Here is a 24,822-nt window from a genome sequence, read left to right on the forward strand (position 1 = left end):
TTATGATCCTTTCGGCTAGACAGAAAATCGACAATCAAGTCCTTAGTGAAGCGCTTGTGTATAAAGGATTAAGTAAAATTTTTCCGCAGGTGAATGACTATTGGAAAAGCGAAGCTGGATATACCGAGGAACTTGGCGAACTCAGGACATTTGGAATCCATACAGTCAAAGACCTAAGAATTCTTCTTAAGCGCCATCGAAGAAAAATTCTTGAAATTGATCGAAGTCCGATCGATCTATACCATCAAAAAATGTACGCCGAGGAAATGGGTGCGACAGTTTTTAACGATTTTATGCGAAAGCGATATTGGTTCGCGTATCCAGGATTATTACGATTGGCGCTCGAATTAGAATTCAAAGATAAATATGAGGAATTTGCCAATGTCCGTGATCACATTTAACATGACGCTCAACTCGGAAACTGCGCATATTGGCATCTCAATGTTCAACAATTTTTCAATCATTCGCGCTTCGGTTCTTGTGCATAGTGCGCAGTTCCGGGTAGCTCTGCGTTAGGAGCCTTTCCATGGATTGGTACGGAATTCGTAACATTTATCTTTTCAAAGTAAAGGCGGACGGCACCAATGTTTTTGAAGAGAGAATCGTTTGTATTCAAGCCGAGACAGAACAAGAAGCACATCAAAAAGGTCTAAGGGAATCTGAAGAATATTCTGACGCAAATGGCTTCGAATCAGGCTCACAACAAGATGCATATCGTCAGGATGGCGATCCATTGATCGATGGTTACGAAGTGTATTCACAGCTTTTCGAATCACCTGAGTCACTTGAAGAGTTCTATGAGAATCGTTACAACCGATACAAATACTATCCTGATGAAACCAATCATAATTAGGACTGATGTAACTAGGCTTAGCGGTTTGACGCATAACTCGACATTCGAGCGAAGCTGCACAAAAACACGCGCAACGCGCTAACTCTCAGCTTAGCTATCATCAGGAACGGAGCTGCACATGAAGAATGGCCAAACACCGCCACTTAATGACGTTTTATCCAAGGAAGCCGATTTGTTTGCTGCGACTGCTGTAGAGGAATTTAATTCAAAACAGGCTAAACTCGGAGAAAAGTGGGGATTCGACGAGTACAACTCGTGGGAGTTTAACCCGGAGACATCTATACTCAGACTCAAATTCGAAGGTGCACCTGACGTGGAAGCGCGTTGCGGATTCTTCGCAACGTACTGCACTGACGATCAAACGCTTGAGTGGTGTTGGAATAACCCGAGATATCCGGAAGAAATGATTGAGGCAAGCCACACTGTAAGGGAGTTTGGGGAAAAATTTGAGTTGAGATACTTAACTGAGGGCATGATTCCAGTTCCAACAGACATCTCGCTGTCGTACGTTTGTAGTCTAGCTTTGAAAGCGAATGAAGCAATAGGTGTATTCCGTGGTTCCGAAGGCGAAGTTCACCCACTGTTCGTAGTATTTGAAGTGCGGCGTGATGGATAACAGGACGGTCGATCAGACTAGCCGTAAAACGATTGAGTCCTTTTTTAAACTGTGGACGGCCAGCTGTTCACCTCTTTAGGCGCCAATGAAACAAAACCGTCGCATGCTATTGATCGGCCTCCTCTCTCTTTGCGCCTGTAAGAGTGGCGACGAAGCGGCTTCCTTCGCGAATGGTGCGGCCACACTCAAAGTCCCGAGTGGCTTCCGAGTTCTGAAGTCAAACTACCCCAACGGCATCACCATCGCGTCAAGAAGTTCACCATACGTCGAAGTAAGCTTCGTCTACCAGTCTTTCCGCGAACAGGCCAAGATCAACCCGAACGTCTCAAGAACATTTCTCAACGGCTATGCCGGAACAATTGGTGCGGAGCGCCTTTCAATTGGCGGATCTTCCACAGGTGCACTAGTTCAAGCGCCCACAAGCATCGGAACCTTCCAGGAACCTGCCTTTGAATCATTCGGTGCTGTCGCGTTCCCAGATGCTCTCGTCACTTTCAAACTTGTGGGGCGCGGCAACAAGGGAGCCGATGCTATCATCGAGTTCAAAGCTTCTGGGTTGCCGTCCTTACTGTCGGGTCTTAGCGCAGTTGGCGCCTAACTCAAACCTTAAAAACAACTGGAGCACTGATGAGACTCTCTATATCCGAAGAACAACAAAATGAGATGCGACAAGCCTACTATGATGGCGCCCCAGGAATTCTAGTGTCTGGCCTAGTTTGGATTACAGCCGCGTTTGTGTGTAATTTAATAGGGATAAACCAAGCTGTATGGACTCTGCTCATAGGTGGTGCGCTAATTCATCCTATTACCACCGTTGTAACTAAAGTGCTTGGGCGGCCCGCGAAAACGAGCAAAGATAATGCACTGAACCAACTTGCGATGGCGTCGACGATTTGGCTTATCCTTTGTTGTGCGATGTCTTATGGCCTCTTTCTTTTAAAGCCAGAGTTGTTTTTCCCAGCAATGATGGCGACTATTGGAAGTCGCTATCTTATCTTTGCAAGTATTTTTGGCAGGCAGATTTTCTGGATAATCGGAGTGAGCCTTATTGGCACGGCAAATCTCGTCTTCTTCTTAGTGGCTCAGCCTGTGGTTGTTGCTGGCCTCGGTGGATTAATTGAGATTCTATTTGCATTCTTACTGTTTTCAAAAGCATCCAAGCCAGTGCTCTAACAATCATCATGTTGGGCGCGCTGCAGTTGAGCTTTTTAAAAAAGAGCTCAAGCATATTAAGAGTCTTTTTTTAGTAAGTCATTGCAGCGTTTTGCGCTTTGCGTACTGGATAGTTTTTAAGTCGCGGTTTTATGGTTTTGCTGCGCAAGAATATTTCATAAAACCACAACTTAAGAACTGCCGCGAAACTCGGCGTTCAACGAAGGAGTAGATTATGGGAGCATGGGGTGTAAAAGCTTGGGACAATGATGGCGCAGCTGATTGGTTCGGCGACATCTTCGATGAAACTCGGCTGGCCGAGCGGGTCGAACAAACTTTGATGCTGGATGTCGAAGACCACTACGAAGAGATTCGAGCAGCTGCATACTTGATTCGGCTCCTTGGCCGAACGTACATTTGGCCAGTTGATGACATCGACCGTCACCGAGCACTAGCCGCAGACCGACTTCAGGCGATTGTGGATGCTGGCATCTTCGAGGATGACGAGTTTAACGATGCAATTCGCAGTGAAATCACAGACTTGCGAGGCCCAGAGCCTACCTAATTTTTTGCTCGACATGGAAATGCAAGCAAGGCTTGCGACTTCGTCGCAAGCCTTGTATCTCGGTTCGCGCCAGCGTCAGGCACTTGCACTGATGTAAGCCTAAAAGCCACCATATGTTTATAATAGGCAATCGCCTTTGCATTGATCCCCCACGCAAGTAATTCTGCCAATGAAGACAATACTAAGACTTAAAGGCGTATCCTCAATCTCATCTACTTGTCGAAGGAACTAGCGATGAACCAGCCCACTTCAACCAACAATACCTCCACCATTCTGGTAATCAAAGGTCAGGGCATTGGCCCTGAATGCATCGACGCTACGCAGATGGTTCTGGCAGCCACTGGCCTTGAGTTTGCCTATATCGAGGGCACCCTCGGCTATCCCGACGCTAAAGATCTCTTCTCGCTGTTGCAGCAACATGCCCCCGAAGCGTACGCGGCGCAGTTTGCTAACCGTGCGCCGGACGAAGTAGCTCAGGAACTCGAAACCCAGGCGAAAGACCAGGCACGCGCCGCCGGCAATATCAATGATTTCTACAAAATACTACTTAAAAAACTTGAGCCAGAGACTCTCAAAGCCGCCAAGGAGATGGTGACCCAGCTTGAGCGGCAAACCCTGATGGATGCGAGCAAGGCAGACGCCGTACTGAAAGGCGCCCTGCGCACCCTCGATGAGGGAGACGAGCCCAGCCGCAACGTGACGATTCGCAAAGGCTTTGAACAATACGCCAATATTCGCCGTTGCGTGACACTAGACCCAATCGCGCCGGGCATTCCCGGTGCGGACATTTTGTTTGTGCGCGAGAACGTTGAGGATTTGTATGCCTCGATTGAACATCGCCTGGCCCGCAACTATCCCCAGGCTTTGCGACATCAAACGCCCGAAGGCTGCGAGCTCATCTGTCGCGCTGCCTTCGAGGCCGCTGTGCGCGATGGTCGGAAGAAGGTGACCGCGCTTGAGAAACCTAACATTCTCAAGATCACCGGTGGACTGTTCAAGGAATCGTTCTTGAAAGTCGCGCGCGACTACAGCCGGGAACGACTCGGCGACGCTGGCATTGAAGCGAACTTCATGATCATTGATGATGGTTTGGCGGCGATCGCTGCGGTGCCACAGAACTTCGACGTGATTGTCACCACCAATATGTTTGGCGACATCGGATCGGATATTGCCGCGAAAGTGACTGGTGGTGTCGGACTAGTGAGCTCTAACAATACCAATCCGAACAATCATCAGGCGGTCTCGATGTTCGAAACGATGGGCGGCACTGCCGATGACATCGCTGGACAAAACAAGGCCAATCCGGTCGCGCTGATCGATGCCGCGGCAGAGATGCTGCTGCATATTGGCGGCGCTGCGAACATTCGTGGCGCTGAACTCATCAAGGCCGCGGTACTGGAAGTGCTGGCAGACGGGCATTACGTTGGCGACATTAAGCAAGGGCCATTTCAAATAAGCAAAGGTAGGGAACGTTCAGGTACCCGTGAATTCGCCGCTGAGATCGCGAAGAAAGTGATGGAGTTAAGGGCGCTTAAGGATGCGCAGCCGCACCACACTGTCAAGGAACTCGCCTTGGCTCGCGCGGATGCAAACGCACGGCCACTGTTTGAGCGGGTGTTACGCTCCTATGAGCAGTACGCCGATGACATGCAGGCCGGCAGCAAACAATGGGAGGCGTTTGTTGAGCGTAATACCCCGCCGAATCCGACACGCGCCAACTCCAAAATCATTGGATTCGATATGTTCGTCGACGATTCCGGCCTCCGGGTGTCGTTCACCGCTTCCGGCGCTGTCGACGAAGAAGCGACCGGCCTGGTTCCGGCAGTGCGTGAACTATTCGAAGGCGAAACGGGCATCGATCTGCGCACGATGTTCAATAAGAACAAAGCCGGCAGCCTTCAATCGATTCGCAGCTTTGGGCAATACAGCGCTCGGGTGATGCGTGACTACCTGCATGCCCACCCCGAGCTCGCCACCACGTCGTTTGGCTCGGCGCTAACAGCGATGAATGCGAGCGAAGCCACGATCAAGCGCTATAGCGATGCGCTCAAGGAGAAGACCCTCCAGCAAGCCGTCGACAGCCTGGTCGAATTTAGCGCCGTGAGCATCAAATTGATTCAAGCGTTCTATCGGGTACGAGCACAGGAGATCAAGCCTATCCTGAATGAGCATGGATTCGAACTGTTGCGTATTACCAGTCGCGGCACGGAAATCTATCCCACGATGTGTGACTTCGAGAAGCGCGACGTAGATCGCTACCGCGTAGGGATTGACCAAACGGGGCCCCTCGCTAATGAAGGCTTCAACTATATCGCTGTCCAAACCGCGATGATGGCCGTGCAAAATCAGCTCGTTGCGCGTGGATGGATGATCTCAGAGACCATGCTTAACCGCACCTTTATTGATGGCGAAGGCGACAGGCTAGGCAAAGAAATCGCTGGCGTCTCGCGCCCTTATGCAATGAATCTCGGTATCAACTACAGCCAGATGTAGAGTGGCTCCAAGCGTCTTCCGATAAGCCGCGTCCACTCGGACGCGCTTTATCTTATTCGTTCACGAGGGTGTCAAGCCATGCACGAATCCGCAGGTGTATGTTGGAACTGCGGTATCTTGGCGAAATCCTCGACGCTTGGACAAGTTTTACGCGAATTATCCTAAATTCCTCAGTTGGACAGGTTCGAGTGCGCGTTTTTCCGCGTTGCTGGCAAGGCGTAACGACGAAGCAAGCTTCATGTTGAACAGGCCTTTTCTAAAAACTACAAATGCCAAGGTCACGCTCATGCCATTTCGACTTTGAAAAATTTGCGTGGGATCACCTTCCCTCTTACGATTTTTCAAAATAGCTTATCAAACGCCATAGATAATCGTACGTGGCGAGTAGTGATGTTATATGTGAAGACTTGGCTCTAAGCCCTATTTGAAAGCGTTCACCAAGCTCATCCACCACGACCAATCATTCGACGCATAAAAACCGAATTGCTGAAGGCCCACAGAAAGCAAAAGAATAAAGTAAGGCGCTCGCCATTTTCCTCTACGGTAGTCGTCGTAGATCAAGCTGAGCACGACAATAATACAGATCGCGTAGGACAGATGCACAGCCATCTCGAAAGAAGTAATCCATTCTCCTAACCTTGGCATAATGCGCCCGAGCGCTGGTGGTAAAACCAGTATTGCGGTAGACGCCATAAATCGCGCGTGCAGTTGTATGCTCTTGCGATAGTAAATAGCAGATACATATACCACGACAAAAGTAATCATCGTGACGGTATCAATCCAAGCAAGGCGACTACCGAAGGCTAGCGAAAAACCTGATGGGCTCGTTACAATCGCTTTGATCATGAATAAGCCAGAGAGTATGAATAAGGGCACCAGTATTAGTGAGGTGCGCCCTACTATCCTATGCGCTTGTATTTTCCCTGTTCGCATCAACCAAGATTGAACGACTAACATCAACAGCCATAGGGTCGCCGCGATACCATGAAAGTGATGAACCAAATCGACATTACCTAGATTTCCGAAATATGAAGGGTAAAAACCGATCAGCGCTATCAACAACACCGCACCGAAATAATAGACCGCTTGCTTATACATAGCCTCTCCAAGCAACTCAACATAAGGCGCTAAGTGTGTTGGAATTGCTGGCACTTGGCAAATGCTTTGCCTTTGACGTAATGAACGATAAAAAAAATGAGGCGCAGCTGCAACACTCACGTAGAAGTATTCAATGAGGAAACGTGGGAGGAGTAGATAGATGCAACATTGCCTTAATGGCTACTAGCCTACTTCGATCACCGCAATCATTTCGCCATCCTCATCGAGTCCAACTTCTTTAAAGCCAAAGCTGGCATAGAAAGGCTGCGCCAAACCATTCTCAGGATGGTAGCAAATCGTGATGCGTTTCAAGTCCTGAGTGCGGCGGATCTCAGTTAAAGCTGCTTCCATCGCACCTCGCCCGATTCCCTTGCCTTGATAGCGATGATCAATCATAAACCGATGGATACCAGTTTGATGCAACACTTCACAATCGAAGCTGTGATACATCAAAAACCCAACCAATTCACCATCGGCATAAATGGCGCGCGGATGATAATGCGGATCAAACTTCGATTGCGCAATCGAATAGGTATTACTCGCTAGATAATCTTCTTGATGCTTTAAGAGTTGCAACTCCACGACCGCATCGAAGTTATCGTAGGTGACTTCTTTCAAATCAATTTTCATGTTCTTTGTTTACCTGACTTCTATTTTTTTACACTTGAACTATCCCGCTTGAATCTCGCCCGCTTCGCTCATTGCGACCCCACTGCATGGTTTTTTCATCCCACGCTCTCTGACTACGATAACTCATTAGGCCACGACATTTTGTAAGGCACCTAAAACACCAATAGTGAAACGCTTTCCCAATATGAATTCATTTGAAATCGGTACAACAGCCTTGGCTATTCCACCCTACTGTACGCACGAATAAAAGCAGCTCCAAGCCGCCAACGAGCAACTAAAAATGTATTGATGTTTGAACGGCTTAAACCTTTATGGTTGAATAATTGCAGTCACCCTACGTCTCGCCCGTTCACGCATCGAGCATTCGCGCAAGGTGTCAGAGAGGGCTTCCAAATTCTTAACTCCATACAAATGCAGCTGCGGATAGCTGGTATCGGACGATCTGAGTTGCAATATGCTGTAACCCAGCAGACGCATACCAAATGGCGTATTCAAGTCAAAATGTTCTATCGTAAAAAGTTCGACGTTATCTTTGACTTTGGAAAAAATGCCGCGCTCTAGTTTTACCCTTTGCGTCGTGATTTCATAATGTAGCCCACGCGCCTTGAACCAATAGAATAAATACCCGATACCTAATGTCAGCACGACGACTATCCATTGCAATGCACTAAAAATTGTCGCAGGATGGCCAGCAAACAAAATTTGCTCTGCGTCGTGCTCTGCATGTGTCATGTAGGCTTGTAGATCGGTATTGCAAAAACGGCATTTGATCGCGACCGCTTTAATGGTTTCACCACAAACCGGGCAGTCTTTGGTATTGCGATTATCAGGCGTATCGTTAGCGCTCATAGTGTCTTAACGTCTCTTCGGTTTTAGCAAAGCGCATAGTCTGCCATAAAGTCCTGTTGATAGGTACTTCTTCCGCTAAGTCGAACACTGCGAATCAACTTAACAATGAAAACCAACCGGCAGAAGCTAAGTGCTTGTGTTCGGCTAATCACAATAGACGGGATCGTCTTTGACATTGAGCATTCATTCAGATGCGCGACTGAGGTCAGGGCTGACCTGCTAATACGTCTTTATCGCCTATACTGATTTTTGAAAACATTCGACGTCGCTAACTAACCAACTAACTACGAGATAGTAGATTGCTTGCTCTATTGCGCAGTACGGGAATCATTCATAAAGAATACATTACAATTCGCTGTTTCATCAAATACAAGAGCCTAAACAATTCCTACATGCCCTATTGAACAAAACCTAGGGCATTTGAGAATATATTTGAAATAGTGGTTTACTGAACCCTGCGATTCATCTAAATTAGATCAAAGCATTCTAAATGCAGCGCTTTCATGCACTCTGTGACCTTATGAGATAACCCCCAATTCATCCCTAAATCGACGGAGCAAATATGAAGTTACCCCTGCAAATGGCATTACTTTTCTGCTTGATACACGCCAGTTTGATTGTTAGCGCCGCAGATACGATGTCTAAAATTAAGACTAGTCAAAATATTTCAGTTGCCTATCGTGAAGCCACATTCCCTTTTTCCTATTTAGATAAAAAAAAGAAACCGGTAGGTTATTCCATCGAAATCTGTGAATTACTGGTAGACGCCATCAAACGCGAACTTAAAGAGCCTAAATTGAAGCTAACGTATGTGCCTGTCAACGCAGAAACGCGCATGAGCGCAGTTATTGAAGGCAAAGCCGATATCGAGTGCGGCACTACGACTAATAATATAGAACGTCGCAAACAAGTGAGTTTTATCATCCCTCATTTTTACGCCAATGTGCGATTCATTACCCGCAGCGACTCCAATATCAAAAACTGGACTGATTTTAGCGACAAACCAATTGCCTTAATAAAGGGATCTTCCACCGCCAAGTTATTAGCCGAAAACCCTCGTACGAAAACGATTAAATTCACGGCAGTCGAAGCGCCCGATCATGAAGCAGCATTTCAACTTTTAGAAAAAAATCAAGCAAAAGCGTTTGTGATGGACGATGTATTACTTTATGGTTTGAAAGCAGGCACCAAGAATCACGCGCAATATACTATTGCGGGAGACGTGCTGCTTACCCAGACCTATGCTTTTGTCGTGCGTAAAGATGACCCACAGTTTAAGGATTTCTTAAATAAAGAATTGGCACGCTTAATGGTCAGCGGCGAGATTGGAAAGTTATATGAAAAATGGTTCAAAAAACCTACCCAGCCCAATGGCATCAACCTAGAGATGCCTTTAAATCCTATTTTGCTCGATCAAATGCGATATCCTTCCTTCAAAGATGTAGATCTTTAGAACGCTATGCCGATCACGGGGCACTGACCAAGTACCGGCCTAAATCTTACGCCGCCAAAGACAGTCCTAACAAGGCGACACCTAGCAGAAATATAGCAACCTAACCTGCAATCTAGGCAGGCTAGGTCTTTGTGGCTAAACAGAAAAGCATTTCAACCAAGTGGTAATGCTTAACTTGTCCCAAGGTCATCACACCCAGAATAAAGTTAAACAATGAAGCATTTTTTTAAATCAAAACTAGTTCAACGTGGTTTCATCAGCTTATTTGTTCTTGCAAGCCTGTATGGCATGATCCTTTTTTCTCCTTCGTTTTTGTATCAGTATCATTTCCAAAGGGAAAACGTGCGCATCTTCAGCGACGAGGAATTACCTTCAAACATAGACGAGCTTAGTCAAACTGTTCTGGCGAGAATAAAAAAATCCGCCTATTACAATGCACAGGATGAATACAAAGTCTTCATCTCGAATAGAAACTGGCGCTGGCGCTTTGTTGCCAACCTGAGGCCAAATGCAGGTGGATTCAATATAAAATTCTTTCCCAAAAATTCCTTTATACGACCCAGTGTCATTGCTGAAAACCGCATTATTCCCCCACGCGCAACGATGGCTGACGCTGCAGAAAGAGATCTGGTGTATTTCATTTCACACGAAATCACCCACAGCATGATGGTCAACCATACCGGCCTTTTCACCTCATTATTTAAGACCAATAGCTGGATTGAGGAAGGCTATGCCGACTTGATAGGAAAAAAAACCTTCGATTATATGGGTAACCTGACGCAGTTAAAATCAAACGAAAAAAGACTACAAATATCCTCTGGCCTCTATGTTCGCTATCATCTCGCACTAGTGTATTTGATGGAAAAAAAAGGCATGAGCTTTGCTGAAATTGTCGACAGAAATCCTTTACTCGAAGAAGTGGTAGAAGAGATGTTGGCTTTGAAATAGCTGTCTGAACGCTCCCAATTTTTGCACGACACGGTCGCGTTCATACACGCAAGTCATTTAAGCAAAATTCCCCATACTTGACGTCTCGCACCACCGCTGGCACACTCACGTCTCTATCAATAAGCACAGGAGAAAAAAGCATGAAAACAGTAGATATTGCCCTCCTGTCGGCCAACTGATCTGACCACATCGCTGCCTGTACTCTCTTTTGGTGCTTTTCGAATACCTTAAGCCTCTAAAAAAATTGTCGCTAGTGTGCTGATGCGCGTTTGATCACGCGCCGACTTCCATCTTCTTTTATTCGTTTCTGCACGTCGTGCTTTTGTCACGCCTGCGGGATTATTTTGCGCATCTACGGAAATTTGCGCACCTTGAATTTGGATAGACACACTTATCATGATCAATTTTGATTTCGCATCACTACGCCTGATCGGCTTAACCCCTGCCATCGCGAACCAATTGCACGCACTGGCGGCCAACTTTTCCGAAGACGCCACATTGCAGGTGGCACGTATTACCGAGGTCCACCGAGATAGCTTGGTGTTGCACAATGGCTGCAGCAGCGTGCAAGCGCGCGCCTTGCCGCGCCTCTTGCATGAACTCGCAGCAGATGAACTAAGCATGGCAGTGGGTGACTGGGGCTTACTCAGTGGTACTGCAGTTAGCGGCTACCACTTTATCGCCTGCATGCCCGCCTCGACTCACTTGGCGCGACGCAATAATGAAGGACGCTTGCAAGCACTCGCCAGCAATATCGACACTGCCCTGCTCGTGATGGGATTGGACAATGACTTTAACCTGCGCAGACTGGAACGATATCTGGCGCTAGTGCATGCGGCGGGTGTTGCTCCAGTCGTGCTGTTAACCAAGGCAGATATGCATCCACATGCCGCAGCTCGCCTCGCTGAGGTAGAGCAACGTTTGTCGGCCAGCGTCCCAGTATTTGCTGTCAACGGGCTAAGCAGCAGCACGGTGGAATTGCTATCCCCGTGGATGTCTGCCGGGCAAAGCCTGATTTTGCTGGGTTCTTCGGGCGCAGGTAAATCAACGCTAACCAATACCTTGGCAAGCAGTCAGCAAGAAACCGATGCAGTACGCGCTGGTGATAATCGTGGCCATCACACCACCACAGCACGTTCCTTACACTTATGTCCAGGCGGTGCCTGCATCATCGACACGCCTGGCCTACGCAGCCTGCAACTTAATCTCGATGAAGAAGCACTGAGCGCAAGCTTTGCTGACATTGATGCCCTGGCCGCAGAATGCCAATTCCGTGACTGCAGCCATCAAAGCGAACCAGGCTGCGCGGTGCGCAGTGCAGTAGATGAAGACAGGCTCAAAAACTACCAAAAACTCTTGCGTGAAACTCGGCGAAATCAACAAACTCCGATTGACAAAATTGCGGCGAGGTCGAAGTGGAAGGTGTTGATACGGTCTATGAAAGAAAGGGATAGATTGAAACACGGCTAACTTTATTTTTTAAGTGGCCGAGGCCAATTCAAACAAATCAGAAATATATCAACATGTTTGAACTAAACTCGGCCATTATCAACCGTTTCCCTAATCGACAACAACAGGCTTTACTTTGTCTTAATACCTCAATGAGCAGCAATCTTCACCTGACTCAAATCTCATTTATCCAAGGTGAACGTCTACACCGAGGAGACTGATTATCAATTGCGCCTTATTCTCCTGACGACATTAAGTTGCAATCAAATTGGGCGTACACTACCACTTTTCCCTAAAAAAGAATTGTCATGTTTGAGTTACTTTCTCGTCAAATTCACGGAGCCCCTTTATTGCACAATCACTTTGCGCCATTGGGTGCCAAGCCTCTACTTTTAATTGTCGCATTTATTCTCACGGGATTCGCTACAACCGCCACCTACGCCACCAATGAACCCAGTGCAATGGCCAAGAAAACCGCGAGCTATGCAATCGCAAAATACAATAAAGACATTGTCCAAACACTGGGGAGAATGGTGAGTTTTAATACCGTCGCAAACCCTGATATCCCCTTCGAAAAAAATCCAGCGCATCTTGGCTTCAAGAAATTTCTAGAATCGGAAGCAAAACGTTTGGGTTTCGATTTTACTGACTATGGGTATGTGGTCGTGATCGGCTATGGCAAGAGCGAGGATAGAGTTGGCGTAATCACTCACGGTGACGTACAACCTGTCGACCCCAGCAAATGGAAACAATCACCATTTAAACTCGATACCAAGAGCGAGCCTGGACGTTTGTTAGGACGTGGCACGGAAGATGATAAGGGTCCAATTGCCAGTGGCCTGTATGCAATGAAGGCGATTAAAGACAAAAAGCTAGCTTTGCGTAAGCGCATAGAGCTGTATGTTTACATGGCAGAAGAGTCCGATTGGGCGCTTTTGGAAGCCTTCCTAAAGACCCATAAGCCACCGCAAATGAACATTACCTTGGATGCAGAATATCCTGTTGTGATCGCCGAAAAAGGCTATGGCACGGTGCAATTAACGGTACCGCCACAGAATCCAACTATCGCCAATACGGAAACTTATTTGAGCACCTTCGGTGGTGGCTTTTTCGGTAGTCAAATTCCGGAAGATGCTTACGCAAGCATTAACAACGCAACTCCCGCCATTGAACAAGAAATCAAACAAAGAATAGCGAAGCAAGACAAGATGCAATATTCGTTTAGCTGGAAAGACCGTGAATTGCAGATTAAGGCGCGCGGTGTATCGGCGCACTCCTCGAAACCGGAAGATGGCGTGAACGCGATCGCGATGTTGGCCGATGCGCTCTATTTCCGCAGTTGGCAAGCAACAACAGCGGGGAGCATGGTGAATCTAATTAACGAATTACTCGGCACGAGTCTGTACGGTGAGAAGTTAGGTAAAGCCGCCTATCATGACAACTTCATGGGCTCGATGAGCGTGGCACCGACGGTGCTCAAACAGACTCCAGAAGGCATACAACTTGGTATCAACATCCGTCGCCCACAAGGTAAAGATGGTGTTCAATTGCAACGAGAGATACAAGACGCACTAAATTCATGGCAAACAAAACACGTCGCCTTACATAATGTATCGATAGAGTTAAGCGATCCATGGATACGCAAAGATGCACCTCAGATTCAAACATTGTTATCCGTGTTTGCACATTACACAGGCATTCAGGATGCGAAACCCATCTCTATTGGCGGCGGTACCAATTCGCGCTTGTTTCCAAATGCAGTGAGCTTTGGTCCATCGATGCCTGGTATGGTGTACTCGGGACACTCGGAGCATGAATTCATTTCGACTAAGCAGTTGCTACTGAACTTACAAATGTACACGGCGGTGTTGGTCGAATTGGCAAAATAGAGTTGATAAACAAGCACGCACGAAGAATCTTTGAGAATATGACTTTCTGAGTATGGTGATCTTTTTTTGCAACGAGCGTTGCTGTACTTTGGACAGTCCGGAGGCGTATATGCGAGTTGTACGAATAAAATTTACTACTGCTAAAATTACTCAACGAAAAGTCATGTATTTTAATTTCTTGTCTTACGAGGTATAGCTGATGAAAGATAGTATTGAAAAGCTGAGTCAATTGGCAATGCAATCAGCCAATAGCGCTGGCCGTAGTTTGCTCAATGTACAGACCATGGCACAAGATCTTACACAGTCTGTTTCTAAAACGGTTAGTAAGGAAGCTGTCAATAAAGCGAGCGCAGCGACGTCATTTGCATTAGCCGCAGGTAAATCAGTGCAACAATCGTTGACTCATGTGATCGAACATGAAACGACGCAAGCTTTGATGGAGCAAGTCAAAGAGACTAGTCAGCAATTAACCGACAATGCGACGCATGGTGCAAAATTCGTTGGCAACCAAGTCATCGATGGTGTGAAAAAACTTGATAGCAAGTTAGAAGAAAATCACCTTGAAATTAAAGAAAAAACCGAGACTGTCTCCATGGGTCTCGGCATTGCTGCTGGCGTCGCAGCTGGAGCAGCCATTATCGGCCCGCCTATCGTCGTCGCAGCTGCCCCTGTGATAGGTGTTGCTGCAACGGTGACTGGTGCCGTAGCGGGTACAGCCTATTTTTACTCCAAATGGAAAACCAAGAAAGGAATATCGGATGAAAAAAATGATACTGAATCTGAATTGGTTGATGTAAAAGATGTTTCGCAAGAGCGATAGCTCAGGGATAGTTCACATCGATACTTGTATGATATTCACGACTCAAGCAACGCCATATAGAACTAACTCTCCCAACAGTTTTTATGAACAAAACCGACTTTAACTCGTTTTATACGCTGTACATGGCGTCACACCAAAATTGCTGGAACCGCCGCGTGCACTTATTGGGTTGGATGCTCGGTATCGCTTTAGGCATATGGGCACTGCTTGACGCGCAGTACTGGCTCATTTTATTAGCACCATTCCCCGCCTTGTTGGCGATATGGATAGGGCATGGTATTTTGGAGCCGGGTGCGGATATTGAATTCAAACATCCTTTCTTAACAGCCTGCGCCAATCTACGTATGTTCGCTGAGATGTTTACCGGTCGCATTCAGTTCTAGCAGGATCAGCATGACATTTAGCACATTAATGGCGTGGATCAATCTTCAATTGCACTATTGGATGCAGATGGATTGGCACTGGGCCTTATTGTTAGCAACGCTTGTGCACCTGTCGATCTATTTAATCGGTGGCGGCGTCGGATGGCTGCTAACTCGCCAACTCTGGCCGGCCATAGGATTAGGACGAGAAATCGATCTGCGTCCACTCAAACCTGGACAACTCACATACGAACTGCGCAATGGCCTGCTGGCATGTTTACTTTTTGGCGTCATCAGCCTTAGCTACCGTAGCTTATGTGTTGACTTATGGCCGCAAGATGCGGCAACGGCGCTCTGGCAACTGGCTGCATTTGTGGTGTTTAACAACCTATATTCATACGGCACGCATCGACTTTTACATCACCGATACTTGATACGCTTTCATGCGGTACATCACCGTTCGGTGAGAGTCACGCCATTCTCCAGCTATAGCGTACATGGCTTAGAAGCGATCGTCATCGCCGCTACTTTTCCACTTTTTTTGTTACTAGTACCGATGAGTTTAGGCATGGTCGTCTTGCTGCATGCGTTCGGGATGACGTACACGGTTTGTATCCATTGCAACTATGATTTGTGGCCCGCTTTATCTGACCATCATTGGTTTAAAAAACTTATCAATCATCCGACCTATCATCGTTATCATCACACACTGGGCAATGTCAATTACGGCTTTACTAACCGACTGTTGGATATACTGTTTAAGACTAATAAAGATTGATTGGCCACAACGCCAGATCCAAGTTCTGAGGGCTTGATCCAATTATTGATGCGCTATCGCGTTCTTCTTTTTTCATACTAACTTTGCGCTGAGCATGTGCTCACTGATTTCAGCCCAACCAGACCCATTTCTCAATTGTGCTGCCACATGGGATAATGCCGCATCTCAAAAATCAGAAAATCTCATGGCAATTTTTGATCAACTATTACTTCTATTTAGCGGTCTAGGCGGCATTCATGGATTGCTGCTTGCCACTTATTTATTCTTGCGCGAGCCAGGAAAATGGAGTAACCGTTTTCTCTCTGGCGTTATTCTCATGCTGAGCTTGCGAGTACTGAAATCAGTTTTGTTTTATTTCAATCCCGCCATCGGAAAACAGATTCTGCAAGTGGGCTTATCTGCTTGTTTTTTGATTGGGCCCTTACTTTATTGCTATAGCCTTCAATTCCTCGGAATTTTCCGTGATTCATCGCTTCACCGCTTGCACTTAATTATTCCTGGCATCTTGGTCATCGTGATTGGGGCACTATTTCCTTACCATGCGTATCCGCAGCTTTGGGGTGGACTATTTTACAAAATCATTAATTATGTTTGGCTCGCCTATACCTTGCTTTCTATCTATATGCTGTGGCCGAAAATAAGTAACCTTGACCTGAAAAACTGGCGTACACAAATCGATCTCGTCATCGTACTGTCGATTGTGTTTGGAAGTGGACTGATTTGGTGCGCCTATTATTTCGCGAGCTATACCTCCTATATCTCGGGTGCTTTAACCTTCACTTTTCTGATTAGCCTCGGTGTACTCACCGTATTCCTACATAAAAACCAAAAGGATAGAGTCATCAGCCCTTATGCCAACAAGAAAATATCCAACAAAATTGCAGAACCCTTAATCGCTGAGTTGGAACAGTTCATGATTACACAGCAAGCCTTTTTGGATGCGAATTTGGTGATGCCAAAATTAGCAAAAATGCTAGGTTGGTCGACGCCTAAGCTGTCACAATTATTGAATGACAATCTTGATCAATCCTTTAATGATTTTGTAAATAGTTACCGGATTGAACATGCGAAAACCCAGCTGCAAGGCGATACCGCAATGAAAATGGAAGACTTGGCTGAACGCTCTGGCTTTAATTCACTGTCCACGTTTTATTCCGCGTTCAAAAAGCACACGCAGCTGACACCCGCCAAATATAAGACTTTGCAGGCGTCAAAGAATTCCGGAATTATAAATTCGTAATCCGAAATCGTAATCCACGCTAGTACGTCAGCCACGCAAATCTTATTGTTGCTCCTGGCGCGTGATCAACACGCCCTCGTTTCCCTCACACAAAACAGGAGCAACAATGCGATATTTCTTAGCACTAGTCATTCTCATTTTCATTCAAAAACCCAGCTGGGCATCGGAGCTTGCTATCAATAATCAAGCAAGTGTCACTGCCATCCAACAAGTACTAAAAGATTACATAGAAGGGACTTCGTATAACAATAAGCAACAAATTGCGAAAGCGTTCAACCCTGCTGCGGATTTACTTTTAGAAAAAGAAGGCCAGGCGTTCACTAAAGTCACGGTAGCCGACTACCTCAATTGGTATAAATCTGAGAATCAAGGAAAATTCAATGGCCGAATTGGTGAAATTCTTCAAATTGATGTTGGCGGTGATTTGGCTACGGCCAAGGCAGAAATCATTATTCCCGGCCAACAACGTCGCTTCATTGATGTTTTTCTATTGAAAAATATTGATAGCCATTGGCAAATCATCAGCAAAGCTGCGGTAAAACAAGCATCAAAACAAAATGGTGCACGCATTTTGTTTATCGTTTCCAACGCACATTTTCACGGCACATCCAAATTGCCCACAGGAGCCAGTTTTTCTGAAATCGTGAACGCTTATCATACGTTCAAACAAGCTGGATACACCGTTGATTTCGTCAGTCCTGAGGGCGGTGCCGTACCGCTTTCCTACATTGATACCTCCAATGCCTTACATAAAGCGCATTTGTACGATAGTGAATTTATGTTCGCGTTAAAGAACACAAAGAAGGCGACGCAACTGATGGCAAAGGATTATCGGGCGGTTCACTATATTGGCGGTGGCAATGCTATGTACGGCGTGGCGGATAATGTCGAGATTTCACGCTTGGTGATGGAAATCTATGAGCAACACAAGGGCATTATCTCTTCTGTGTGCCACGGGACAGCGGGCATCGTCCATTTGAAGACAAAAGATGGTAAGTACTTGGTTGATGGGAAAAGAATCAGCGGCTACCCTGAAGATTTCGAAAAACCTTCTGCTGAATACTTTAAACAATTTCCTTTCTTAATCAAACAAACGGTATTAAGTCGCAACGGCACTTTCCACTTTGGAAAACCAGACGAGGCTTACATTGAAGTCGATGGCCGTGTTGTAACAGGACAAAATTACCAGTCGTCAGCCTTGGTGGCAGAGGCGATCATTAAACAGCTGCAAAAAGAACAGGTAAACAGCAAGTGATTGAGTCAGTTCATGCATAGCATACAAAGAACGAGCTTGATTGAGGTGAACTCAGACCATACTGCTTTAATCTTGCGCAGACACACAAGAAAGATGTCCCACTGAATCTCAAAGGATTGACCATATTCCTGATGTTTGGAATATGGTCGTAAAAAAGCCATCAACCTGTAAGAACTGCAAGCTTTTAGGCTTGCAGTCTCACAGAATTACTTTAGCAAGGTATCGGTATTAACCAGTTTTACATCATGCATCATGTTCAAATAGGCTTCAAAATAGCCTTTGTGTGAGGCGCCGACAATCGTCAGTGTGCGCTTGCCGGGTGTTGCACCCAGGACGTCCCGAATATTCGAGACCATGCGCAGATTACGTGTTTCCCAATAGCCGACATAAACACGCCCCACTTGCCTGGCAGAGCGATCTTTCATCGCAGCGCCAAAATCACTTTGGTAAACTAACATAGACTGGTCCGCCCGGTTGTAAGCGCGATACATAGCGAGGATACCTTCACCGCTATCCAATTTTTTATATAGCGCCTCACTCTCTGTTTTACGTTTGGCGGATGCCGGATTATTCCAAAGATTTTGCATGATCTCGCCAGCAGCTTTGTCATCAGCCTCACTACCAGAGGCGGAGTCAGCGGTATGATCATCGATAGGGTAAACACGTTCCAGCCCAAGGCGTGCAGCAAGTGGTGCTGCAATTTGAAAATCTTCGTTGCGTTTAACGGTCAAATCTTGCAGGCGTTTCACCAACACTTTATCGAGCCCATCTTGCTCTTTCTGTTCGGCGACTGGCAGTCGCAGCCATTGGACTAATGCCGAAGCCTGTTCACCTGCCGCTAGAAAAACTGCGGCCAAATGACGCCGCTCCGCTGGTGTTGGACTTGCTGGCCAAGCAGCCAACAAGCGATCAACTTCCGCCGTTGCGGCAGGCACATCAAGCCCCGTAGCAGCGCGAGCCGGCGCAGTATCCCAGCAATAGTATTTAATCGACTCAGCATAACGAACACTGTAGCGACGCAGCATGTCGCACTGTGCCCCGGACAAGGCTTCAACGGTAATGACTTGTGGCTTCCATGCCTCAAGGCGGGTCATCAAGAGATCCAAAGATTTAGGCGTAAAACTCGCGGGTAATTCAGAAAGGTGCGGCGTACCTAACACCAAGACTTCATTGGGCACTTTCGCTTGGGTACTCTTGAGACGACTCGGATCAAATTTTGGTTGATAGTCCGATGCACCTATTGCTGTGCCGGAGATAAGTGTGGCAATAACTGCGATCGATTGATATAGCATATTCCATTCCTCTCATAAAATTCACACGAACCATGCCTATTTTTTTCAACCGACTTTGCTCACATCGTCGCTATAAAAAAGAATGCGCATGAAGGCTCAGAGTATAGTCAATGCAAAAAAGAAATATTTCTACAAGAAGACAATCTGCAGAAATGAAGGTGCGAACTGCAGTTTGGTGGTGAAATATGGGAAATTGAAAAGTTGGCCTGCAAACGAATAATCGGTCAAGAAAAGTGAAATCGATGCGGCAGTCTCAGTTCCATTTAAAAATGAAAGATGGCGGCGAATCCCGCTCATTTTTGTCAACTGGCGCCAAGAACTCCGTGATTCATCGCATTCTTGTATTGGCTTTCCAGGGTTCTCGGTAAAGTTCGCTCTTTTGGTTTTTACTAGGAAAAGTCCGGGTTGAATTGACAATATGAGCCCACTCATTTTGTGTTATTCATTTTTTCAAAGCAACACTTTGTCGTTCTATTTTTTGAGAGTATCAACATGCATAGATTTATAACAGGCATTGTCCTTTGCCTCGCATTCACGTCGCAGCTGCAAGCGCAAACCTTAGCAGACGCGCACAGCGCCTTCGATAAAAAAGATTACGCAACCGCTTCCAAGATATACAAAACCCTTGCAGAAGCTGGGGACACTTCAGCACAACATAGGCTGGCGCTGATTTACTTCAATGGACTTGGCACACCCCAAAATTTCCAACAAAGTCTTTATTGGTTTACACAAGCGGCAGAACGCGGCATGAACTCAGCAAACTACAATATTGGTCTGCATTACGCGAACGGTTTTGGTGTGCCGGTTGATCAAGCGATGGCACTAAGTTATTTCCTCAAAGATGCGGAACAAGGCTTGGCCGCTGCGCAATCGAATGCAGGGCAGATGTATGAAAATGGTATCGGCACACCTATAGACATTCCGAAAGCGCTAGCCTGGACACGTAAAGCGGCAGAACAAGGCTTAGCGGCGGCACAGCATAACTTGAGCACCTTTTACATCAACGGCAAAGGCGTACCCAAGGATTTTGACCAAGCCGCGATATGGGCTGCCAAAGCAGCTTTACAAGGTGAAGCTAAAGCACAAAATAATGTGGGTTCATTCTTTAGTGCGGGAACGGGTTTGGCGAAAGACGATGCGCAGGCATTCAAATGGTTTGGCAAAGCCGCCGATCAAGGCCTAGCAGATGGTCAATATAACCTGGCGCGATTCTATGATGAAGGTCGTGGCGTCACAAAGAATGTATTGCAGGCCGTAGTTTGGTATCGCCGCGCAGCACAGCAAGGCCATGTCGAAGCATTACATAACCTGGGTGTGATTTATCTCGAAGGTCGCGGCATACAAAAAAATACTGAACAGGCATTTGATCTGTTTAGCAAAGCGGCGGCAAAAGGATTTGCTGACTCGCAGGTCAATCTGGGCATGATGTATGGCATGGGTACTGGTGTGAAAGCCGATATGGTGAAAGCGTATTTCTGGTTCTCATTAGCAGCATCTCAGGGCAATGCTGTAGCGATAGAAAATCTTGCGGCAGCCGAAAAGCTGATCAACCCTAAGCAACGTGCTGAGGCGCAATCGATGCTAAAGAAATGGCAAAAATAATTGACTACGACGTAGAACTTACGATTCAATCGTTTGGAGCAATGCCAGCCACGTGGCTGGCATTGCGCTTTCTTCCTTAAAAACCCAATAGATCTAAAAGGAAGATTTCTCAAATCTCCACATCAGCAAAGGATTAGCGCTGAGATCGCAACACATCGCGCAGTACCAAACAACTTTTATAAATCTCTTGTTCCGTGAGCGACGAAAACCCCAATAGTAATCCGCGTGAAAATGCCGAACTGACCTCTTTTGCATCAGGTGACAAAAAATATGAAAGTGGTCGCAACTCCAAACCTGCGGCGAGACCCGCATTAACCACCGCCTGCTCTGAGTGCTGCATTTTAAAATGTACGGCAAGATCTAGACCACCATCGCTAGCGCCGCAACTTAGATCATCAGAAAGCTGCGTCTGAATTGAGTCTAATAATGCGGCCTGGCGTTGACTGTAGAGTTTCCGCGTACGTTTGATATGCCGGCCAAAGTAGCCTTCTGCGATAAAATCAGCCAACACCATTTGCGGCACAATCGCGGTATGTCGATCAATGATCGCCTTGGCATGGGTAACAGGGGCGACCAGTGCAGGTGGCAGTACCATGTAACCAAGTCGCAAACCTGGGAACAAGACCTTCGACATGGTGCCCACATAAATTACACAGTCATTTTTATCGAGACTTTGTAGAGATGCTATCGGTGCACCGCTATACCGATACTCACTATCATAATCATCTTCTATCACCCAGGCGGAACCTTGCTTGGCCCACGCCAGTAAAGCCAGACGTCGTTGCAGGCTCATCGTCATTCCTAATGGAAGTTGATGCGACGGCGTGACATAAACTAATCTGGCATCAGGATAATGGAGCGCACCATAGTCAACATTCAGTCCATCGTGATCGACTGGCACATGACACACATTTGCTTGTGCCGCCTGCAGGGTCGCAATGGCACCGCGATAACCGGGAGACTCTACCCACGCAGCATCCTCAGGATCGAGCAGCACCGTCGATAACAAATACAATGCTTGTTGAGAACCGGAGGTAATAATGATTTGCTCAGGATTGCAATTCACGCCTCTAGCGTTTTTTAGATATACCGCTAGTAGTTCACGCAAGCGACCATATCCGGCCGGATCACCATACCCCAACCTATCTTCATGATGCCGCCAACGACGCGCCTCTAAGCGTGCCCAAACATCAAATGGAAATACATCCAAACCCGGCATGCTCACTCTGAATGCCCGTGTTTTTTCTTGATGCACGGGTGCCAGACTGGCGCGATCGACAAATTGCCGGCCCCGTTTTGAAAGCGCAGGCGTACCTTGCCTCGTATTGTTCGTTAGTGCGACGCCGCGCTTGCCTGTTATTGCTATCCTATCTGGCGCATCAGATGCATCAGGCAAATCGACACTGACAAACGTCCCCCTCCCTACTGTTCCCGACAAATAGCCTTCGGCCAGCAATAACTCATAGGCATTTAGCACCGTTTGTCTTGAAATAGACAAGCGATGGCAAAACTCCCGACTAGGCGGCAACTGCATTCCTGCAGGTAGCACGCCTGTCAATATCGCGTGTTTCACCGCCGCATACAGTTGTCGAAACAGGGGCGTGCCGGACGCCGTATCAAGCTGCAAAGACTCTAGGAACAAAGACATAGATATGCTCTCACTCCGCAATATAGATTGGTAGCTCCATATTACCTTTTATTGGTTATGTTAAACAGCCAATCAAAAAACTAGAATGACGACCTCCACACCACGAAAGCATCCTATGCAAGATATCCAATACCATTTTGATCGTGAACTTACCCCTACCCAGCTCGCTGACATCTTTGAACGTGCTGACTTGAATCGCCCCACAGATGACTTGCCGAGAATGGCGCAAATGCTGGCACATGGCAATCTCTTGATCACCGCTTGGGATGCGGACAAATTAGTTGGCGTGGCACGCTCCTTAACTGACTTTTGTTTTTGTTGTTACTTGTCGGACCTTGCTGTTGATAAAAATTATCAGCATCACGGCATCGGCAAACAATTAATCACATTAACCCAAGAAAAAATAGGCCCGAGTACCACCTTGCTATTGCTTGCAGCACCAACAGCTATGGGGTATTACCCGAAAGTGGGTTTCGAAGCGATACCAAATGGATGGACGATCAAGCGCACGCAATAAGCACACACAATAAGCAATAACTAGTTTTGCATTCAACTTAACGCCAAGGAATAAAGTATGTACGCTCCCAAACATTTTGATGAAACCAGTCTTGAAGCCATGTTTCAACTGATACAGAGCTACCCTTTGGGTGCTTTAGTCACTGTGGACCAGGATGGCATCAATGCCAATCACATCCCATTTGAAATTTTGGCACCAACTCAAGAGGCGCCTTTCGGGACGCTCAGAGCCCATGTGGCTCGCGCAAATTCTGTGTGGAAAAATCCCGATCACCAACAAGAGGTTTTAGCGATATTTCAAGGGCCGCAAGCGTACATCACGCCGACCTGGTATGAAGAAAAAAAACTTAGTGGTAAAGTGGTTCCCACCTACAACTACGCAGTGGTGCATGGCTACGGCAAATTACGTGTAATTGATGATACGAAATGGTTACAGGCGCATCTCGAAAGACTAAGTGATCAACAAGAAACGACTCAAACAAGGCCATGGAAAATCAGCGATGCTCCAGATGTCTATATTCAAAAAATGCTAAGTGCTATCGTCGGCATAGAAATTCCGCTGGCTAAGCTGCAGGGCAAATGGAAAGTCAGTCAAAACAAATCAGAGCAAGATCGCGTCAATATTGCAGCAGGTTTGAGATTGAGCCAGAATCAGCATGCGCATGACATGGCTGTTTTGGTCGAAACACGACAAGAAAATCAAGCGATAGTTTAACGAGAAAACGAAAGCTAAAAATTCTCACCTGTCCTGAGGAAAGGACTACCGAAAAATCACAAGCTAACACCCTGCAATCAGTTCTAGGTAACAATCAAAAAGGATCACATATGCGTCAATTCATTACTTCTGGTGATGGACTTCCTAAATGGTCGACACCGATCAGCCATGCGGTTGTGGTTGACAACATCTGTTACCTGAGTGGCCAGCTATCCATAGGCGAAGATGGTCAGTACATTGCAGGCACAGCGAGAGAAGAGGCCGCTCGTGCTTTTGCCAATCTCTTTGCGGCCATCAAGGCTGCTAATTTCTCTATCAATGATTTAACTTTTGTCGATATTGCGTTCATTGATTTGAACGAGCTTGGTGAGGTCAATGATTTGTATGCTGAACTTTTTCCTGAAGGTCAAAGGCCAGCAAGAACCATCTATCAAGCAGCTGCCTTACCCTACGGGGGGCGAGTGAAAGTGATGGGCGTTGCCATCAAAGAGCGGATTGTATGATCCGGCGAAATAGCGTGCGCAAAAAAAGATTAAAACATGGTCGGTTTATTTTTCAATAGCCGAATAAATTTCAAACACCTTGCGCACTACATAGAA

At 46.6% G+C, this 24,822-nt stretch carries 26 protein-coding genes; 20 read left to right on the top strand and 6 right to left on the bottom strand.

Translation table 11 applies throughout. From position 1 onward, the window contains the following. The first annotated feature begins 2 nt into the window (after positions 1-2). From ACO0KZ_RS01455 to ACO0KZ_RS01485, 7 genes are all read left to right on the top strand, one after another. Complete coding sequence (locus ACO0KZ_RS01455) at positions 3-401, top strand: hypothetical protein (protein WP_422992009.1); 399 nt, start codon at positions 3-5, stop codon at positions 399-401. Positions 402-526: 125 nt separating this feature from the next. Continuing rightward, complete coding sequence (locus tag ACO0KZ_RS01460) at positions 527-853, top strand: DUF4288 domain-containing protein (protein WP_422992011.1); 327 nt, start codon at positions 527-529, stop codon at positions 851-853. Positions 854-971: 118 nt separating this feature from the next. Continuing rightward, complete coding sequence (locus ACO0KZ_RS01465) at positions 972-1,469, top strand: DUF6882 domain-containing protein (RefSeq protein ID WP_422992013.1); 498 nt, start codon at positions 972-974, stop codon at positions 1,467-1,469. An 85-nt stretch (positions 1,470-1,554) separates the two neighbouring features. Beyond that, a complete protein-coding gene (locus tag ACO0KZ_RS01470; protein ID WP_422992015.1) occupies positions 1,555-2,067 on the top strand; it encodes a hypothetical protein in 513 nt (170 codons plus the stop codon). 29 nt (positions 2,068-2,096) lie between these two features. After that, a complete protein-coding gene (locus ACO0KZ_RS01475) occupies positions 2,097-2,642 on the top strand; it encodes a DUF7010 family protein (protein ID WP_422992017.1) in 546 nt (181 codons plus the stop codon). Between the two features lie 214 nt (positions 2,643-2,856). Beyond that, positions 2,857-3,186: a DUF4259 domain-containing protein gene (locus ACO0KZ_RS01480; RefSeq protein WP_422992019.1), complete on the top strand. Its 330-nt coding sequence runs from the start codon at positions 2,857-2,859 to the stop codon at positions 3,184-3,186. 234 nt (positions 3,187-3,420) lie between these two features. Further along, positions 3,421-5,679, top strand: coding sequence for an isocitrate/isopropylmalate family dehydrogenase (locus ACO0KZ_RS01485; RefSeq protein WP_422992021.1), 2,259 nt, complete (start codon positions 3,421-3,423; stop codon positions 5,677-5,679). A gap of 420 nt (positions 5,680-6,099) precedes the next feature. On the opposite strand, the gene ACO0KZ_RS01490 is transcribed toward ACO0KZ_RS01485, so the two are convergent. The 3 genes from ACO0KZ_RS01490 to ACO0KZ_RS01500 all read right to left on the bottom strand — a co-directional run bounded on the left by ACO0KZ_RS01490 (position 6,100) and on the right by ACO0KZ_RS01500 (position 8,256). Continuing rightward, positions 6,100-6,777, bottom strand: a complete 678-nt coding sequence (locus ACO0KZ_RS01490; protein WP_422992023.1) for a hypothetical protein — start codon at positions 6,775-6,777, stop codon at positions 6,100-6,102. A gap of 183 nt (positions 6,778-6,960) precedes the next feature. Beyond that, positions 6,961-7,407, bottom strand: a complete 447-nt coding sequence (locus ACO0KZ_RS01495) for a GNAT family N-acetyltransferase (RefSeq protein ID WP_422992025.1) — start codon at positions 7,405-7,407, stop codon at positions 6,961-6,963. Positions 7,408-7,716: 309 nt separating this feature from the next. After that, positions 7,717-8,256 (bottom strand): PH domain-containing protein, encoded by a 540-nt coding sequence (locus tag ACO0KZ_RS01500; RefSeq protein WP_422992027.1) that lies wholly within the window; start codon positions 8,254-8,256, stop codon positions 7,717-7,719. A gap of 562 nt (positions 8,257-8,818) precedes the next feature. Between ACO0KZ_RS01500 and ACO0KZ_RS01505 the strand changes: the two genes are divergently transcribed. Beyond that, positions 8,819-9,709: an amino acid ABC transporter substrate-binding protein gene (locus ACO0KZ_RS01505; RefSeq protein ID WP_422992029.1), complete on the top strand. Its 891-nt coding sequence runs from the start codon at positions 8,819-8,821 to the stop codon at positions 9,707-9,709. Positions 9,710-9,922: 213 nt separating this feature from the next. Beyond that, on the top strand, positions 9,923-10,657 hold the full coding sequence (locus ACO0KZ_RS01510; protein ID WP_422992031.1) for a hypothetical protein: 735 nt from the start codon (positions 9,923-9,925) through the stop codon (positions 10,655-10,657). Positions 10,658-10,884: 227 nt separating this feature from the next. Here the strand turns inward: ACO0KZ_RS01510 and ACO0KZ_RS01515 are convergent, their stop codons facing one another. Next, a complete protein-coding gene (locus ACO0KZ_RS01515) occupies positions 10,885-11,046 on the bottom strand; it encodes a hypothetical protein (protein WP_422992033.1) in 162 nt (53 codons plus the stop codon). 7 nt (positions 11,047-11,053) lie between these two features. Here ACO0KZ_RS01515 and rsgA point away from each other — a divergent pair, with 7 nt between their 5' ends. The 7 genes from rsgA (at position 11,054) to ACO0KZ_RS01550 (ending at position 18,450) form a co-directional block, all read left to right on the top strand. Beyond that, entirely contained in the window at positions 11,054-12,127 is a 1,074-nt protein-coding gene (rsgA, locus tag ACO0KZ_RS01520) for a ribosome small subunit-dependent GTPase A (protein ID WP_422992035.1), read from the top strand. 287 nt (positions 12,128-12,414) lie between these two features. Next, a complete protein-coding gene (locus ACO0KZ_RS01525) occupies positions 12,415-13,995 on the top strand; it encodes a dipeptidase (RefSeq protein ID WP_422992037.1) in 1,581 nt (526 codons plus the stop codon). A 199-nt stretch (positions 13,996-14,194) separates the two neighbouring features. Beyond that, positions 14,195-14,815, top strand: coding sequence for a hypothetical protein (locus tag ACO0KZ_RS01530; RefSeq protein ID WP_422992039.1), 621 nt, complete (start codon positions 14,195-14,197; stop codon positions 14,813-14,815). A gap of 83 nt (positions 14,816-14,898) precedes the next feature. After that, the gene (locus ACO0KZ_RS01535; RefSeq protein WP_422992041.1) at positions 14,899-15,198 is read left to right on the top strand and encodes an Mpo1-like protein; all 300 of its coding nucleotides are present in this window, start codon (positions 14,899-14,901) and stop codon (positions 15,196-15,198) included. Between the two features lie 10 nt (positions 15,199-15,208). Next, on the top strand, positions 15,209-15,955 hold the full coding sequence (locus ACO0KZ_RS01540; protein WP_422992043.1) for a sterol desaturase family protein: 747 nt from the start codon (positions 15,209-15,211) through the stop codon (positions 15,953-15,955). Between the two features lie 184 nt (positions 15,956-16,139). Then, on the top strand, positions 16,140-17,195 hold the full coding sequence (locus ACO0KZ_RS01545) for a helix-turn-helix domain-containing protein (protein WP_422992045.1): 1,056 nt from the start codon (positions 16,140-16,142) through the stop codon (positions 17,193-17,195). Positions 17,196-17,301: 106 nt separating this feature from the next. Next, positions 17,302-18,450 carry a nuclear transport factor 2 family protein gene (locus ACO0KZ_RS01550; protein WP_422992047.1) on the top strand — a complete coding sequence of 383 codons (1,149 nt, stop codon included), beginning with the start codon at positions 17,302-17,304 and terminating at the stop codon, positions 18,448-18,450. Positions 18,451-18,656: 206 nt separating this feature from the next. Here the strand turns inward: ACO0KZ_RS01550 and ACO0KZ_RS01555 are convergent, their stop codons facing one another. Further along, positions 18,657-19,742, bottom strand: coding sequence for a DUF5694 domain-containing protein (locus tag ACO0KZ_RS01555; RefSeq protein WP_422992049.1), 1,086 nt, complete (start codon positions 19,740-19,742; stop codon positions 18,657-18,659). A 492-nt stretch (positions 19,743-20,234) separates the two neighbouring features. Between ACO0KZ_RS01555 and ACO0KZ_RS01560 the strand changes: the two genes are divergently transcribed. Continuing rightward, positions 20,235-21,344, top strand: coding sequence for an SEL1-like repeat protein (locus ACO0KZ_RS01560; RefSeq protein WP_422992051.1), 1,110 nt, complete (start codon positions 20,235-20,237; stop codon positions 21,342-21,344). A 133-nt stretch (positions 21,345-21,477) separates the two neighbouring features. Here the strand turns inward: ACO0KZ_RS01560 and ACO0KZ_RS01565 are convergent, their stop codons facing one another. Next, positions 21,478-22,992, bottom strand: a complete 1,515-nt coding sequence (locus ACO0KZ_RS01565) for a PLP-dependent aminotransferase family protein (RefSeq protein ID WP_422992053.1) — start codon at positions 22,990-22,992, stop codon at positions 21,478-21,480. 85 nt (positions 22,993-23,077) lie between these two features. On the opposite strand from ACO0KZ_RS01565, the gene ACO0KZ_RS01570 reads away from it, so the two are divergent. The 3 genes from ACO0KZ_RS01570 (at position 23,078) to ACO0KZ_RS01580 (ending at position 24,726) form a co-directional block, all read left to right on the top strand. Further along, positions 23,078-23,509, top strand: coding sequence for a GNAT family N-acetyltransferase (locus ACO0KZ_RS01570; RefSeq protein WP_422992055.1), 432 nt, complete (start codon positions 23,078-23,080; stop codon positions 23,507-23,509). Positions 23,510-23,566: 57 nt separating this feature from the next. Beyond that, positions 23,567-24,223, top strand: coding sequence for an FMN-binding negative transcriptional regulator (locus tag ACO0KZ_RS01575; RefSeq protein WP_422992057.1), 657 nt, complete (start codon positions 23,567-23,569; stop codon positions 24,221-24,223). 110 nt (positions 24,224-24,333) lie between these two features. Continuing rightward, the gene (locus tag ACO0KZ_RS01580; protein ID WP_422992059.1) at positions 24,334-24,726 is read left to right on the top strand and encodes a RidA family protein; all 393 of its coding nucleotides are present in this window, start codon (positions 24,334-24,336) and stop codon (positions 24,724-24,726) included. Positions 24,727-24,822 lie beyond the last annotated feature (96 nt).

The sequence above is a fragment of the Undibacterium sp. Di24W genome (assembly GCF_049340325.1).
In the GTDB taxonomy this organism is placed as follows: domain Bacteria; phylum Pseudomonadota; class Gammaproteobacteria; order Burkholderiales; family Burkholderiaceae_D; genus Undibacterium.

What these genes read in the sequence shown, in the direction of transcription:
- ACO0KZ_RS01455 (WP_422992009.1), top strand. Translation starts at nt 3, where the DNA reads ATGATCCTTTCGGCTAGACAGAAAATCGACAATCAAGTCCTTAGTGAA.
- ACO0KZ_RS01460 (WP_422992011.1), top strand. Translation starts at nt 527, where the DNA reads ATGGATTGGTACGGAATTCGTAACATTTATCTTTTCAAAGTAAAGGCG.
- ACO0KZ_RS01465 (WP_422992013.1), top strand. Translation starts at nt 972, where the DNA reads ATGAAGAATGGCCAAACACCGCCACTTAATGACGTTTTATCCAAGGAA.
- ACO0KZ_RS01470 (WP_422992015.1), top strand. Translation starts at nt 1,555, where the DNA reads ATGAAACAAAACCGTCGCATGCTATTGATCGGCCTCCTCTCTCTTTGC.
- ACO0KZ_RS01475 (WP_422992017.1), top strand. Translation starts at nt 2,097, where the DNA reads ATGAGACTCTCTATATCCGAAGAACAACAAAATGAGATGCGACAAGCC.
- ACO0KZ_RS01480 (WP_422992019.1), top strand. Translation starts at nt 2,857, where the DNA reads ATGGGAGCATGGGGTGTAAAAGCTTGGGACAATGATGGCGCAGCTGAT.
- ACO0KZ_RS01485 (WP_422992021.1), top strand. Translation starts at nt 3,421, where the DNA reads ATGAACCAGCCCACTTCAACCAACAATACCTCCACCATTCTGGTAATC.
- ACO0KZ_RS01490 (WP_422992023.1), bottom strand. Translation starts at nt 6,777, where the DNA reads ATGTATAAGCAAGCGGTCTATTATTTCGGTGCGGTGTTGTTGATAGCG.
- ACO0KZ_RS01495 (WP_422992025.1), bottom strand. Translation starts at nt 7,407, where the DNA reads ATGAAAATTGATTTGAAAGAAGTCACCTACGATAACTTCGATGCGGTC.
- ACO0KZ_RS01500 (WP_422992027.1), bottom strand. Translation starts at nt 8,256, where the DNA reads ATGAGCGCTAACGATACGCCTGATAATCGCAATACCAAAGACTGCCCG.
- ACO0KZ_RS01505 (WP_422992029.1), top strand. Translation starts at nt 8,819, where the DNA reads ATGAAGTTACCCCTGCAAATGGCATTACTTTTCTGCTTGATACACGCC.
- ACO0KZ_RS01510 (WP_422992031.1), top strand. Translation starts at nt 9,923, where the DNA reads ATGAAGCATTTTTTTAAATCAAAACTAGTTCAACGTGGTTTCATCAGC.
- rsgA (WP_422992035.1), top strand. Translation starts at nt 11,054, where the DNA reads ATGATCAATTTTGATTTCGCATCACTACGCCTGATCGGCTTAACCCCT.
- ACO0KZ_RS01525 (WP_422992037.1), top strand. Translation starts at nt 12,415, where the DNA reads ATGTTTGAGTTACTTTCTCGTCAAATTCACGGAGCCCCTTTATTGCAC.
- ACO0KZ_RS01530 (WP_422992039.1), top strand. Translation starts at nt 14,195, where the DNA reads ATGAAAGATAGTATTGAAAAGCTGAGTCAATTGGCAATGCAATCAGCC.
- ACO0KZ_RS01535 (WP_422992041.1), top strand. Translation starts at nt 14,899, where the DNA reads ATGAACAAAACCGACTTTAACTCGTTTTATACGCTGTACATGGCGTCA.
- ACO0KZ_RS01540 (WP_422992043.1), top strand. Translation starts at nt 15,209, where the DNA reads ATGACATTTAGCACATTAATGGCGTGGATCAATCTTCAATTGCACTAT.
- ACO0KZ_RS01545 (WP_422992045.1), top strand. Translation starts at nt 16,140, where the DNA reads ATGGCAATTTTTGATCAACTATTACTTCTATTTAGCGGTCTAGGCGGC.
- ACO0KZ_RS01550 (WP_422992047.1), top strand. Translation starts at nt 17,302, where the DNA reads ATGCGATATTTCTTAGCACTAGTCATTCTCATTTTCATTCAAAAACCC.
- ACO0KZ_RS01555 (WP_422992049.1), bottom strand. Translation starts at nt 19,742, where the DNA reads ATGCTATATCAATCGATCGCAGTTATTGCCACACTTATCTCCGGCACA.
- ACO0KZ_RS01560 (WP_422992051.1), top strand. Translation starts at nt 20,235, where the DNA reads ATGCATAGATTTATAACAGGCATTGTCCTTTGCCTCGCATTCACGTCG.
- ACO0KZ_RS01565 (WP_422992053.1), bottom strand. Translation starts at nt 22,992, where the DNA reads ATGTCTTTGTTCCTAGAGTCTTTGCAGCTTGATACGGCGTCCGGCACG.
- ACO0KZ_RS01570 (WP_422992055.1), top strand. Translation starts at nt 23,078, where the DNA reads ATGACGACCTCCACACCACGAAAGCATCCTATGCAAGATATCCAATAC.
- ACO0KZ_RS01575 (WP_422992057.1), top strand. Translation starts at nt 23,567, where the DNA reads ATGTACGCTCCCAAACATTTTGATGAAACCAGTCTTGAAGCCATGTTT.
- ACO0KZ_RS01580 (WP_422992059.1), top strand. Translation starts at nt 24,334, where the DNA reads ATGCGTCAATTCATTACTTCTGGTGATGGACTTCCTAAATGGTCGACA.